Below are 12,811 nucleotides of genomic sequence, written 5' to 3' on the forward strand. Positions count from 1 at the left end.
TCGTGTTTTTGTGGATCATTCCGGGCTCGCGACCACCAGAACGACGCTCGCTGATCCGGAAGCATCCAAAAAACACTCCCTACTAGGAGAAGTCCGGCCGCAGCGGCATGTGCGCGTCGGTGCCGTCGAGCTTGACCCCGAGGATCTGGTGGAGCTGTACGACGTTGCGCTCGAACCCGAGCACGCACCCCGCCATGTAGAGCCGCCACACGCGGGCCGTGCCCTCGCCGACCTCCGCGACGGCCGCGTCCCAGTTGCGGTCGAGGTTGGCCGACCAGTGCCGCAGGGTCAGGGCGTAGTGCTCGCGCAGGTTCTCCTGGTGGCGGATCTCGAACCCGGCGTCGTTCATCCGGGTCTGGATCTCGCCCGGCCCCTCCAGCTCCCCGTCGGGGAACACGTACCGGTTGATCACGCCGCCCGGCACCATCCGCGGCAGGTCGTTGCGCGGCCGGGTGATGCAGTGGTTGAGCAGCCGGCCGCCCGGCTTGAGCTTGGCGTGCAGGCTCGTGAAGTAGGCGTGCAGGTTGCGCGCGCCGATGTGCTCGGTGAGCCCGATGGAGCTGATCCGGTCGTAGTGGCCGTCGGGGACGTCGCGGTAGTCCATGTGCCGGACCTCGGCGAGGTCGGACAGCCCCTCCTGGGCGATGCGCTTGCTCGCCCACTCGGCCTGCTCCTTGGACAGGGTGACGCCGAGCGCCTTGACCCCGTACTCCTTGGCCGCGTGCCGGACCATGCCGCCCCACCCGCAGCCCACGTCGAGCAGGCGCATGCCCGGCTCCAGGCCGAGCTTCCGCGCGACCAGGTCGTACTTGGCGGCCTGGGCGTCCTCCAGCGAGGTCTCCGGCGTGGCGTACACCGCGCAGGTGTAGGTCATCGAAGGCCCCAGCACCAGCTCGTAGAACGCGTTGGAGACGTCGTAGTGGTGGTGGATGACCTCGGCGTCGCGGTCCTTGGAGTGCCGCGTACCCCGGCCCAGCAGGGTGCCGCGCCGCATCTCCTGCGGCGGCGGGGGGACGCGGTTGACGAACTTCACCCACCCGATGCTGCGGGCGATGTCCAGCAGGTCGCCCGCCCCCAGGCGCGGCCCGTCGGCGAGGGCGACGTCGGACATCCGCTTCAGCGCGGTGTACATGTCGCCTTCGAGGTCGACGTGGCCCGAGACGTAGGCGCGGGTCAGGCCCAGCGCGCCGGGCGACTGGGCGAGGTAGTTGAGCGCCACGGGCGTCCGCACGACCAGCGTGGTGTCGCTGTCCGGATCGCCCGCGGTACTTCCGTCGTAGGCCCGGAAGCGAACCGGGGCGTCGGCGCCGACGACCCGTTCGAAGATCTCCGCAAGCCGCATGATCGTTCCCTTCTCACCGCACGCCGCCCGTCCCCCCGACGGGCCGGCGTGTCATCTGTTTCCAACGCACTTGGCGTAGAGGTCGAGGAGCCGCCCGTCCGGGTCGTAGGCGTCCTTGAGGCGCCGGTAGTCCTCGCCGTTGTAGAGCCCCCAGAACTCGTCCTCGGAGTAGAAGGCATCGGAGTACAGCGACTTGTGCCCGCCCAGCCGGGAGACCTCCTCCTCCACGAGCCGGTTGTGGTGGGCGCGGCGCTGCCCCGGGCGCATGGGGACCAGGCCCCAGAACCCGAAGTTGACGTAGAGCCGGTCCTGCTCCAGCGGGTACAGCGGCCACACGTGGCCCTCGGTCCCGGCGGCCGGCTTCTCGCGGAGGCGCAGCGGGCACATCCAGACCGGGCTCATGCCGATCTCCGCGTGGAAGAACTCCAGGAACTCCGCGCCGCGCTCGACGCCGACCTCGATGTCCTGGATGAGCGGCTCCTGCTGCGGCCGGCCCCGGTAGTGGGCGAGCAGCCGGCTGAAGTCGGTGCGCCGGTCCAGGGCGACCAGCCGGCGGTAGACGTCGGAGCGCTTGAGCGACCGGGGCCAGAGGCGGCGCACCGCCGGGTGCTGCACGCCGAACGCGCGCGAGCACCAGAACCAGTCGGTGTCCCACCGCCACAGGTAATCCTCGACGGTGAGGTAGTCGCCGGGGCCGGTGCCCGCGTAGCGCGGGATCGACCGGTAGTAGATGTCGTTCCCGGCGTAGTCGCTGGTCCAGGGCGCGGAGTCGGTGAACGCGGCCAGGGTCAGGTACAGCTCGTCGGGGCCGAACGCGACACCGTCGACGAAGTCCACGGCCTCGCCCCCGTGCTCGCCGGCCGCGCAGATGCGGGAGAACGCGTCCATGGCCTCGTCGGCCGAGCCGAACCGCAGGTGGCGCAGGTGCACGTAGGGCTTGACCGGTTCCAGGTCGATGCGCAGCCGCAGGCTGTAGCCGAGGGTCCCGTAGGAGTTGGGGAAGCCGTGGAAGAGGTCCCGGTACTCGTTGTCGCGGCGGGCCACGACGGTCTCGCCGCCTCCGGTGAGGATCTCCATCTCCTGGACCGACTCGTGCGGCAGCCCGTTGCGGAAGGACGACGACTCGATGCCCAGCCCGGTGACCGCGCCGCCCAGGGTGATCGTGCGCAGCTGCGGGACCACCAGCGGCATCAGGCCGTGCGGCAGGGTGGCGGCGACGAGGTCCTCGTAGGTGGTCATGCCGCCGACCTCGGCGACGCGCTCGACCGGGTCTACCGACAGGACCGAGGAGAACGCCGACACGTCCAGCCGGGGCGCCGCGGACGCGTCGCGGAACCGGAAGAGGTTGGAGGTGGGCTTGGCCAGCCGGACCGGGGCGTCCGGCGGCAGGGCGGCGTAGTCGCGCCGCACCCGCTGGACGGCCTCGACGTGCTCGGCGAAGTCTCGCTGCGAAGGACCCACGCTCATCCGCTTCTCCCCACCACGGCGCCGCTGCGCCTCCGTCGTCCTGGGCCGGGACCGCCGCGCGGCACGGCCGTCGGACAGCCTATGCCTACTTGCGGGTAATACCCCCCGGCACCTCCGTGTTCGGCATGTCACTGTTTCGGTCCGGACGGGGGACGCGCTTTCGGCCACCGCCCGTCGCCCTATTCTGGTCCTCCGCGGCCCGGACATCCATGCCATTTCACGTCGGCGCGCGCATAGGATCGTCTGACGTGCGCATCGCCCTCGTCGATTCCGGGATCGGCATGCTGTCGACCGCCGCCGCCCTCCGCGCGGCGCGCCCCGACGCCGACCTCCTGCTCTCCATGGACCCCGACCACATGCCGTGGGGGCCCCGCTCCCCCGAAGACATCATCGGCCGGGTGCTGGCCGGCGCCCGCGCCGCCCTGCCGTGGGGCCCCGACGCCGTGGTGGTGCCGTGCAACACCGCCTCCGTGCACGGCCTGGACGCCCTGCGCGCGGAGTTCGAGCCCGGTGTTCCGGTCATCGGCACCGTTCCGCCGATCAAGCCCGCTGCGGCGGGCGGCGGCCCCATCGCCGTGTGGTCGACCGTGGCCACCACCCGCAGCCGCTACCAGCGCGACCTGATCGACCGCTTCGCCGGGGACGCCGCGGTGGCGCCGGTCCCCTGCCCGGGGCTCGCGGAGGCGGTGGAGTCGGCCGACCCGGGCGCGGTGGCCGCGGCCGTGGCCGACGCGGCCGGGCGGACCCCGGCCGACGTCGCCGCGATCGTCCTGGGCTGCACCCACTACGACCTGGTGGGCACCGAGATCGCGGCGGCGCTGGGGAACCGGCCGACGCTGTTCACCGCCGCCCCGGCCGTGGCCGCGCAGACCCTGCGCCGCCTCGGCGCGGCGGCCGTGCCGGAGCGCCCGCGCACCGGCACGGTGGCGGTCCTGGCCAGTGGTCGGCCCGCCGCCCTGCCCGGCGCGGCCCTGGCCTATCCGGCGGGCGCCGCGCTGCGCTGACCGGCCGCGTCCGCGCCGCCCGGCGGGGTCAGGCCGGGGCGCGCGCGGCCACGGCCGCGTCGGTGAGCGTGCGCACCAGGGTGCGCACGCCCGCGGTGTCGTTGTCGTGCAGCAGGGTCTCCAGCAGGGCCAGCGCCGCCTTCTGGTCGCCGGGGGCGCGGCGGACGTGCCGCCACTGCTGTTCGGCCGCGGAGTCGGTGAGCATCAGGGTGCGGCCGACCTGGCCCAGCGCGTTGAGCAGCGCGGAGTCGTCGGGGCGGTGCGGCAGCGCGTCCACGACGAGGTCGGCCTGCCGCTCGGGGTCGACCCGTTCCGGGGGCTCGGCGCGGAGCAGGTCCAGCAGCCGGTCCGGCGGCGCGGGGGGTTCGACCAGCGGCACCCGGCGGGCCGAGGCGCGGGCCTCGGCGAGGTCGGCGGCGGCCTCGTCGGCGCGGCGCACCCGGCCGAGCGCGCGCCCGGCCCGCAGCAGCGCGGCGTCGGCCACCCACCGGGCGCCGCGCGCCGCCGCCAGCCGGGCCCCGGCCAGCGACAGCTCCAGGCAGGTGCGGTGCGCCCCCACGCGCTCGCTGTAGCGCGACCAGGTGGTGAGCGCGACCCCCAGACGCCAGTCGTTGGCCAGGGCGCCCTGCGCGGCGAGGTGTTCGGCGGCGTCGGCCCACGCCACCCGGAGCGCGGGGTGGGCGTCGGGTTCGCGGACGTCGGGCAGCGCGCCGGCGGCCTCGGCGACCGGGCGGCCGCCGGTGCGCGCCATCCAGGCGAGCAGCCGGGCGCGCTCGACGCGCGCCCGGCGCCGCACGGCCGCGCGCACGGCGCCGCCGGGCCACGCGGAGGGCGGCGCGGCCTCGACCCGCTCCACCACCGACAGGGCCTCGGCGTGCCGGTCCTGGTGGCGCAGCGCGCGGACGTAGCCGAACGCGTACTCCAGGGGGACGGTGCCGCCCGCCGCGCGGGACTCGGCGGCGCGGCGGTCGAGTTCGGCGACCGCCTCGTCGGGACGGTCGTCGTCGACGAGGGTGTCGGCGTGGGCGAGCGCCAGGTTCAGGTGGGCGGGGTGGTCGGCGCGCACGTGCGCGCGGGCCTCGGTCAGCAGCGCCGCACGGTCGACGGCGTGCCCGGGCCCGTCGATGGCCGCGTAGCAGGCCAGGACGGCCTCGGCGGCGCAGAACCCCGGCGGGCACGCGGGTGCCGCGCCGCCGCCCGGGTGGGCCGCGCGCAGCAGCGCCAGCGCGTCCGGCAGCGCGGCCGTGCCCTCGGCACGGTCGCCCACCCGGGCCGCCACCGGCCAGTGCTCGGCGAACACCGGCAGCCAGGCCGGGGCGTCGTCCGCGCGCGCGGCTCGGCGCAGCGCGGGCAGGGCGGCGGCGAGGCGGGCGACGTCGCCGTCGACCGCGAGGACGGGCAGGCGGGCCACGAGATCGGCGAGTTCGGGGTCGCCGGCGTCCCGGATCGCCCGGGCCGTCCCGGCCAGCCACGTCCACACGGTCATCGGCGCTCCCATCGTCAGCCGCGCACCGAACGTAGCAGCGCGGTCACCCGCCTGTACCGGAAACGGGGAAGTCCGCCGTCGTACCGGGCCGCTAGACTCGCAGTCGACGCGCGGGCGACGGCATGGCGCGAGGGTGACGGGAGCACGGCAGACATGGGTTGGCGAGACCGGTTCGGTTTGCGCAAGGCCAGACGGACGGGGCGGGCCCGCTTCGACCGCGCCGCCGAGGACTCCGACCTCACCGCGCTGCGCGACTTCGCCCGCAGCCGCACCGGCGTCGAGTTCTTCGTGGAGCCCGAGACCTTCGCCACCGCCACCACGGCCGTCGCGGTGGCCGCCAACGGCGAGTGGATCCGCCGCCGGGTGGGCTCGCCCGACGTCATCCGCAAGGTCGCCCGGAGCCTGCGCGCCCCCGTCTACGACGTGCTGGTCGTCGGCTACCCGCAGCGCATGCGCGACTGGACCGCCCGCAACAAGCGCGGCCTGTCCCTCGGCGACTGACCCCGCGGCGCGGCCCGCCGGGCCGGCTCCGCATCGGCGGGCGGCCGCGGCGATACTGTCGGGGAGGACCGGTCCGCATCCGCCGCGCGGGCCGCGGCCGGAAGGAAGTCGCGACCTCGCATGAGTGCCCAGGACAAGAGCGGCATGCCCCCGTGGCTGCCGCGGGCCATGTTCCTCGCCGTGTGGACGGTGATCGCCTTCGGCGTCGCCGCGTGGCTGTTCCTCCAGTTGCGGGGCCTGCTCGTCCTGCTGCTCATCTCGCTGTTCCTGGCCCTGGCGCTGGAGCCCGCGGTCAACTTCCTGCACCGGCACCGGTGGTCGCGCGGCGCCGCCACCGGCGCGGTGATGCTGAGCGGGCTGGTCATCGTCGTGCTGTTCTTCTCGGTCCTGGGCTCGATGCTCGTGGGCCAGGTCCTGGAGTTCGTCAACCAGGTGCCCGCCATGAGCCGGGGGCTGCTGAGCTGGGTGAACGCCACGTTCAACACCAGGTTCTCGCCCAACAACCTGCTCAGTGAGATCACCGACGCCACCGGGCTCATCGACCAGTACGCCACCAGCGTGGCCGAGAACGCCTGGGGCGCGGGCACCACCCTGCTCGTGCTGCTGTTCAACGGGCTGACGGTGGCCCTGTTCACCTACTACCTGACCGCCGACGGCCCCCGCTTCCGGCGCACCATCTGCTCGGTGCTGCCGCCCCGCACCCAGCGCGAGGTGCTGCGGGCGTGGGAGATCGCCATCGACAAGACCGGCGGCTACATCTACTCGCGGGCACTGATGGCGCTGGTCGCCACGGTCGCGCACTACCTGGCCCTGGTGGTCCTGGACATCCACTACGCGTTCGCGCTGGCCCTGTGGGTGGGCGTGCTCTCGCAGTTCATCCCGACCGTGGGCACCTACATCGGGGGCGCGCTGCCGGTGCTGGTGGCGCTCATGCAGGGGCCCTGGCCGGCCCTGTGGATGCTCGTGTTCATCACCCTGTACCAGCAGTTCGAGAACTACCTGCTCCAGCCCCGGATCACCGCCCGCACCCTCGACATGCACCCCGCCGTGGCGTTCGGGTCGGTCATCGCGGGGGCCGCGATCCTCGGCGCCCCCGGCGCCCTGCTGGCGCTCCCGGCGGGCGCCAGCCTCCAGGCGTTCCTCGGGGTCTACATCCGCCGCTACACGGTCGCCGAGCACCCGCTGCTGGACGACGTCCCGGACGACGACGAGGAGCACGGCGCCGAGGGCCCCGGGGAGCCCGCGGCGCCGGCCGTGCCGGGCGGGGCGACCGCCGCCCCGCGCGGGGACGCCGCCCGCCGCGGCCCCGGGGCGTGAGCGGGTGCGGCCGCCGCGGAGCACGGGCCGACACGCTCCGTGTTCGCGTTTTGGCGCATTGATGACGACAGTTTGTAGGAACTCCTTCGGCGAACCGGTTCCCATAGCGGGGGTCGCCATCGCATACTCGCGTGGGAGGGGGACACACGCATGAAGCAGGATCTCACCGCTCTGTGCTGCGAGTGCGGCGCGAGCCGCAAGGTCAGCGACTACCGCGGCATAGGCGAGGCGCAATCCGCCTACGGGCTCGCCCGGTGCGTGGTGTGGCGGATGTGCCGGCCCTGCGGCTACCGCACGTACCACGCCTATCTGCGCCGCGACGCCGAACGCGACGAGCTGGAGGACGCGCTCAACCTGGACGACGCGCTCGCCGCCGAGGCCCTGGACGAGGAGATCGAGCAGCTGCGCCTGTGCGGCATCGACATCGGCCACGCCCCCGTGCCCGCGGTGTGGGACGGCCAGCCGGTGGGCATGGTCACCCAGCGGCTCACCGACCTGTCGTACGCCATCGTGCTCGACCCCAGCGCCTCGGTGGTGGCCCGGCTCAAGCTGATCGACCTGATGTGGAACGAGCTGTCCATCGGCGACCACGACGACCGGTGGTACATCCAGCACTCCGACGACGACACCCCCGGGTACGCGGTCCGGCTGTTCGGCTACCGCGTGCGCCGCTGACCCCGCCGGCTCAGCCCGGCACCGGGGCGGCCGCCAGCCGCCGCAGCGCGGCCCGCGCGACCTCGGGGTCGGTGGTGCCCCAGTAAGGCGGCAGCGACGCCCGCAGGAAGCCCCCGTAGCGCGCGGTGGCCAACCGGGGGTCGAGGACCGCCACGACGCCGCGGTCGTGGACCGACCGCAGCAGCCGCCCGGTGCCCTGCGCCAGGAGCAGCGCCGCGTGCGTGGCCGCCACCGCCATGAACCCGTTGCCGCCGCGCGCCCCCACCGCGCGCTGGCGGGCCGAGGCCAGGGGGTCGTCGGGGCGCGGGAACGGGATGCGGTCGACCACCACGAGCGACAGCGACGGCCCCGGGACGTCGACGCCCTGCCACAGCGACAGCGTGCCGAACAGGCAGCAGGCGGGGTCGTCGGCGAACTCGGCGACGAGCCGGCCGGTGGAGTCGTCGCCCTGGCAGAGGATGCGGAGATCGAGGCGTTCGCGCAGCTCCTCGGCGGCCTGGGTGGCGGCCCGCATGGACGAGAACAGGCCGAGCGTGCGGCCGCCCGCGGCCTCGATGAGTTCGGCGATCTCGTCCAGGTAGCCGGGGTCGAGGCCGTCGCGGCCGGGCGGCGGCAGGTGCCGCGCGACGTAGAGGATGCCGCTGCGGGCGTGATCGAAGGGCGACCCGACGTCGAGCGCCCGCCAGCGGGGTTCGCCGGCGGAGGTGGGGTCGTCGGTGCCGGGCGGGTCGTCGGTGGTCTCGCGGCCCAGCCCCCACTGCCCGGCGAGCCCGCCGAACGAGCCGCCGAGGGCGAGGGTGGCGGAGGTCAGCACGGCGGTGCGGTCGCCGAACAGCTTCTCGCGGAGCAGCCCGCCGACGCCCAGCGGCGCCACCTGCAGGCTCGGCGGCTGCTTGGGACCCTTGGCCAGCCAGACGACGTCGGTGCGGTCGCGCAGCGGCGGTTCGACGGACTCCAGGACGCGCACCGCGGTGTCGTGGACGTCCTCCAGGGCCGCCAGGGCGAGCTTGCGGGCGGTGGCGGAGTCGGGGTCGCCCTCGGTGCCGGTGGACTTGACGGCGGTGAGGCAGGCGTGGGCGGCGTCGCGGACGCTCGCGACCGCGCCGGCCAGCGGGTCGGGCAGGTGGTCGAGGCGGCCGGAGCCGGCGTCGGCGAACATCAGCGCCAGACCGTCGGCGGCCTCGCTCAGGCGCTCGGTGAGGCCGGGTTCGACCAGCCGTCCGGCGCGCTTGGCCGCGGTGGTGATGACGCGCTCGCCGAGGACGCCGGTGGCCACGGAGGTGACCCGGTCGACCAGGTCGTGGGCCTCGTCGACGACGAGCAGCCGGTGCTCGGGCAGCAGCTGGTAGCCCTGGAGGGCGCTGATGGCGAGCATGGCGTGGTTGGTGACGACGACGTCGACGCCCCCGGCGTCGGCGCGCGCCTGCTCGGCGAAGCACTCCTGGCCGAACGGGCAGGCGGCGGCGCCCACGCACTCGTTGGCCGACACCGACACCTGCCGCCAGGCGAGGTCGCTGACGCCGGGCACGAGTTCATCGCGGTCACCGGTGGCGGTGGTGTCGGCCCACTCGTGCAGCCGCTTGACCTGGCGGCCGAGCGAGGAGAGCTGGCGGGGGTCGAACAGCTCGGCCTCGTCGGGTTCGGCGTCGCCGGCGGTCTGCAGCCGGTGCCGGCACAGATAGTTGCGGCGGCCCTTGAGGATGGCGAACGCGGGGGTGCGCGGCAGGTGCGGCGCCAGCGCCTCGGCCAGGCGGGGCAGGTCGCGGTCGATGAGCTGGCGCTGCAGCGCGATGGTGGCGGTCGACACGACCACCGTGGAGTCGGTGGCCATGGCGTGGCGGATGGCCGGGACGAGGTAGGCGAGCGATTTGCCGGTGCCGGTGCCCGCCTGGACCACCAGGTGCTCCTGGTCGGTGAAGGCGGAGTCGACGGCCGCGGCCATGGTGGCCTGGCCGTCGCGGCGCGTGCCGCCCAGGGCGGAGACGGCGGCGTCCAGCAGGGTGTCGACGTCGGGGAGATCAGCCACGGATGCGACAGTACCGCCCCGTGCCGACGCCCGGGCGCCGTCGTCCACAACCGCCCCGGCGCGGGCGCGGGGCGGAGCTGTCGGCGCCGACCGACCGGGTGGCCGGGTCAGCCGGGCGGGCCGGCCGGGCCGCCGCGCCGCTCCCCGGGGGCGCCGGGCTGCGGCCGGTCCCCCATCGCGGCGAGGGGGTGGTGCAGGTCCCACGCCGGGCGGTCACCGCGCACGCGCGGCAGCGACGCGAAGTTGTGCCGGGGCGGCGGGCACGAGGTGGCCCACTCCAGCGAGCCGCCGTACCCCCACGGGTCGTCGGTGCCGACCAGGGCGGCGTTGCGCGCCGCCCACCACACGTTCCAGCAGAAGACCAGCGTGGACGCCCCCAGCAGGAACGACCCGACGCTGGAGACGGCGTTCAGGGCGGTGAACCCGTCCTCGGGCAGGTAGTCGGCGTAGCGGCGCGGCATGCCCTGGGCGCCCAGCCAGTGCTGCACCAGGAACGTGCCGTGGAAGCCCGGGAACAGGGTCCAGAAGTGGAGGCGGGCGAGCCCTTCGTGCAGTCGGCGGCCGGTGAACTTCGGCCACCAGAAGTAGAAGCCGGCGAACATGGCGAACACGACGGTGCCGAACAGCACGTAGTGGAAGTGGGCCACGACGAAGTAGGAGTCGTGGACGTGGAAGTCCAGCGGCGGCGAGGCGAGGAGCACCCCGGTCAGCCCGCCGAGGAGGAACGTCACCAGGAACCCGACCGCGAACAGCATCGGGCTGGCGAAGACGAGCTGTCCCCGCCACATCGTGCCGATCCAGTTGAAGAACTTGATGCCCGTGGGGACGGCGATGAGGAAGGACAGGAAGGAGAAGAACGGCAGCAGCACCGCCCCGGTCGGGAACATGTGGTGGGCCCACACGGTCATGGACAGGCCGGTGATGGCGATGGTGGCCCCGACCATGCCCTTGTAGCCGAAGATCGGCTTGCGGGAGAACACCGGGATCACCTCGGTGACGATGCCGAAGAACGGCAGCGCGACGATGTAGACCTCGGGGTGGCCGAAGAACCAGAACAGGTGCTGCCACAGGATCGCCCCGCCGGTCGCGGGGGCGAAGACGTGCGCGCCGAGCATCCGGTCCGCGCCCAGCCCGGCCAGCGCCGCGGTCAGCACCGGGAACGCCAGGAGCACCAGCAGGGAGGTGAACAGGACGTTCCAGGTGAAGATCGGCAGCCGGAACATGGTCATGCCCGGGGCGCGCATGACCGTGATCGTGGTGACGAAGTTGACCGCGCCCAGGATGGTCCCGAGGCCCGCGACGAGCAGGCCGAGCACCCACAGGTCGCCGCCGAGCCCGGGCGAGCGCACGGCGTCGGACAGCGGGGTGTAGGCGAACCAGCCGAAGCTCGCCGCCCCGCCGGGGGTGAGGAACCCGGCCATCACCGTCAGGCCGCCGAACAGGAACAGCCAGTAGCTCAGCATGTTCAGGCGCGGGAACGCGACGTCGGGCGCGCCGATCTGCAGGGGCATGATCGCGTTGGCGAACCCGGCGAACAGCGGGGTGGCGAAGAGCAGCATCATCACCGTGCCGTGCATGGTGAACAACTCGTTGTACTGCTGGGCCGTGACGAGCTGCGCGCCCGGCCAGAACAGTTCGGCCCGGATGACCATGGCCATCGCGCCGCCGGCGGCGAAGAAGGCGAAGGCCGTGATGAGGTAGAGGTGGCCGATGACCTTGTGGTCGGTGGCGGTCAGCCACCGCACGATCGCGCGGCCCTTGGCGCCCGCGGCGGGCGCCGCCGCGGCCGTGTCCGGCGCGGCCGGCCGCGCGGTCGGGGTCATGGGTGGTCCGTTCCGTCCGGAGGTGGGAGCCCCCCGCCCGCGCCGCGGGCCCGGCCCGGCGGCCGGCGGTCGGGCGGGCTCCGCCGACGGCCCCATGTTCGCCCACGCACCCGCGCCGCACCACGCGACGCGCGCACACCACTACTCCCCGTGGCCCCGATCGCCCCGGCGGCGCCGGCTACCGGCGCGGACGCCCGGACCGGCCGTCGACCGCGCTCGACCGCACCCCCCGGCTCACCGCACGGCAGGACCGGACACCCGCACCGCCACTCCCCCGCGGCGCCGACCGTCCCGCCACACCGGGCGCCGGCTCGGGCACCGCACCGGCCGTCAGCCGCGCTCGACCGTGATCTCCAGGTCGTCGTGCAGGAAGCAGAAGTGGTCGCGGACCTCGCGGCCGTCCTTCAGCGGGTCCGGCAGCGTCCACGCGACGTCCGGGATCTCGCGGTCGCCGACGCGCAGCGTCCAGTACGCGGCCCGGCCCTTGTACGGGCAGTAGGCGGTGGTGGCGCTGGGCACGAGCAGGTCGCGGCGGACGTCCCCCGGCGGCAGGTAGAGCCGGTTCGGCAGCCCGGTCTCGGAGAGCACCTGCGGCGCCGACGTCTGGGCGACGACGGTGTCGCCGAGCGCCACGCGGACCCGCAGCGACGACGGGCGCACGTCGACCCGGTGGAACGGGTCGCGCAGGTGGCCGTGGACCTCCTCGTCCTCGTCGAACCAGGAGTCGGCGGCCTCCCAGTACAGGGCGGACAGGCCGCGCAGCCACGCCGCCTCGGGGTTCGGGTCGGGGTAGGACCACACGGCGTTCTCGACCGTGCGGCCGCCGACGCTCAGGTGGTGGTACACGGCGTCGCCCTTGAACGGGCAGTGCGTGGTGTGGTCGCTGGGTTCGAGCGCCGACGCGAGCAGGTCCTCCGTGGGCACGTAGAGCTGCGGCATCAGCCGCGTCTCGTGGAGCAGGCTGCCGCGGTCGGAGTCGAGCACGGTGGTCCCGCCGACCGCGGCCCGCACCCGGCGCGGGAACGGGTGCAGGTAGAGGGCGTGCTTCGGGGAGTCGAGCGTGTAGTTGACGGTCGTGGGCGCGTTGACGGCGAGCGGCCCCCCGCCGAAGGTCAAGGACATGCCGGTCTCCTTCACCGCTGTTCGGGCATCAGCGGGGGTCCTACCCGC

10 protein-coding genes are annotated in these 12,811 nt (G+C 74.2%); 4 read left to right on the forward strand and 6 right to left on the reverse strand.

Annotated elements, in window-relative coordinates:
- Positions 1-82 precede the first annotated feature (82 nt).
- Together NT8_RS02680 and NT8_RS02685 are read right to left on the reverse strand one after the other, a co-directional pair.
- Entirely contained in the window at positions 83-1,342 is a 1,260-nt protein-coding gene (locus NT8_RS02680) for an SAM-dependent methyltransferase (RefSeq protein ID WP_067963862.1), read from the reverse strand.
- A 51-nt stretch (positions 1,343-1,393) separates the two neighbouring features.
- Positions 1,394-2,809 (reverse strand): FAD-binding oxidoreductase, encoded by a 1,416-nt coding sequence (locus tag NT8_RS02685; RefSeq protein ID WP_067963864.1) that lies wholly within the window; start codon positions 2,807-2,809, stop codon positions 1,394-1,396.
- A gap of 248 nt (positions 2,810-3,057) precedes the next feature.
- On the opposite strand from NT8_RS02685, the gene NT8_RS02690 reads away from it, so the two are divergent.
- Entirely contained in the window at positions 3,058-3,813 is a 756-nt protein-coding gene (locus tag NT8_RS02690) for a glutamate racemase (protein ID WP_067963866.1), read from the forward strand.
- 28 nt (positions 3,814-3,841) lie between these two features.
- On the opposite strand, the gene NT8_RS02695 is transcribed toward NT8_RS02690, so the two are convergent.
- Positions 3,842-5,299 carry a hypothetical protein gene (locus NT8_RS02695; RefSeq protein ID WP_067963868.1) on the reverse strand — a complete coding sequence of 486 codons (1,458 nt, stop codon included), beginning with the start codon at positions 5,297-5,299 and terminating at the stop codon, positions 3,842-3,844.
- A gap of 153 nt (positions 5,300-5,452) precedes the next feature.
- Between NT8_RS02695 and NT8_RS02700 the strand changes: the two genes are divergently transcribed.
- The 3 genes from NT8_RS02700 (at position 5,453) to NT8_RS02710 (ending at position 7,792) form a co-directional block, all read left to right on the forward strand.
- A complete protein-coding gene (locus NT8_RS02700; RefSeq protein ID WP_067963870.1) occupies positions 5,453-5,800 on the forward strand; it encodes a hypothetical protein in 348 nt (115 codons plus the stop codon).
- Positions 5,801-5,920: 120 nt separating this feature from the next.
- Positions 5,921-7,117: an AI-2E family transporter gene (locus NT8_RS02705; RefSeq protein WP_067963872.1), complete on the forward strand. Its 1,197-nt coding sequence runs from the start codon at positions 5,921-5,923 to the stop codon at positions 7,115-7,117.
- A 150-nt stretch (positions 7,118-7,267) separates the two neighbouring features.
- Positions 7,268-7,792: a DUF6315 family protein gene (locus NT8_RS02710; protein ID WP_067963874.1), complete on the forward strand. Its 525-nt coding sequence runs from the start codon at positions 7,268-7,270 to the stop codon at positions 7,790-7,792.
- A 10-nt stretch (positions 7,793-7,802) separates the two neighbouring features.
- On the opposite strand, the gene NT8_RS02715 is transcribed toward NT8_RS02710, so the two are convergent.
- From NT8_RS02715 to NT8_RS02725, 3 genes are all read right to left on the reverse strand, one after another.
- Positions 7,803-9,818: an ATP-dependent DNA helicase gene (locus tag NT8_RS02715; protein ID WP_067963876.1), complete on the reverse strand. Its 2,016-nt coding sequence runs from the start codon at positions 9,816-9,818 to the stop codon at positions 7,803-7,805.
- Positions 9,819-9,925: 107 nt separating this feature from the next.
- Positions 9,926-11,641 carry an aa3-type cytochrome oxidase subunit I gene (gene ctaD / locus NT8_RS02720; protein ID WP_084468592.1) on the reverse strand — a complete coding sequence of 572 codons (1,716 nt, stop codon included), beginning with the start codon at positions 11,639-11,641 and terminating at the stop codon, positions 9,926-9,928.
- 330 nt (positions 11,642-11,971) lie between these two features.
- Positions 11,972-12,763, reverse strand: coding sequence for a DUF427 domain-containing protein (locus NT8_RS02725; protein WP_067963878.1), 792 nt, complete (start codon positions 12,761-12,763; stop codon positions 11,972-11,974).
- Between the last annotated feature and the right edge of the window lie 48 nt (positions 12,764-12,811).

Source organism: Nocardiopsis trehalosi NBRC 14201 (assembly GCF_001552555.1).
Taxonomy (GTDB): Bacteria; Actinomycetota; Actinomycetes; order Streptosporangiales; family Streptosporangiaceae; genus Nocardiopsis_B; species Nocardiopsis_B trehalosi.

Coding starts and splice junctions, on each gene's coding strand:
- NT8_RS02680 (WP_067963862.1), bottom strand. CDS start 1,342: ATGCGGCTTGCGGAGATCTTCGAACGGGTCGTCGGCGCCGACGCCCCG.
- NT8_RS02685 (WP_067963864.1), bottom strand. CDS start 2,809: ATGAGCGTGGGTCCTTCGCAGCGAGACTTCGCCGAGCACGTCGAGGCC.
- NT8_RS02695 (WP_067963868.1), bottom strand. CDS start 5,299: ATGACCGTGTGGACGTGGCTGGCCGGGACGGCCCGGGCGATCCGGGAC.
- NT8_RS02700 (WP_067963870.1), top strand. CDS start 5,453: ATGGGTTGGCGAGACCGGTTCGGTTTGCGCAAGGCCAGACGGACGGGG.
- NT8_RS02705 (WP_067963872.1), top strand. CDS start 5,921: ATGAGTGCCCAGGACAAGAGCGGCATGCCCCCGTGGCTGCCGCGGGCC.
- NT8_RS02710 (WP_067963874.1), top strand. CDS start 7,268: ATGAAGCAGGATCTCACCGCTCTGTGCTGCGAGTGCGGCGCGAGCCGC.
- ctaD (WP_084468592.1), bottom strand. CDS start 11,641: ATGACCCCGACCGCGCGGCCGGCCGCGCCGGACACGGCCGCGGCGGCG.
- NT8_RS02725 (WP_067963878.1), bottom strand. CDS start 12,763: ATGTCCTTGACCTTCGGCGGGGGGCCGCTCGCCGTCAACGCGCCCACG.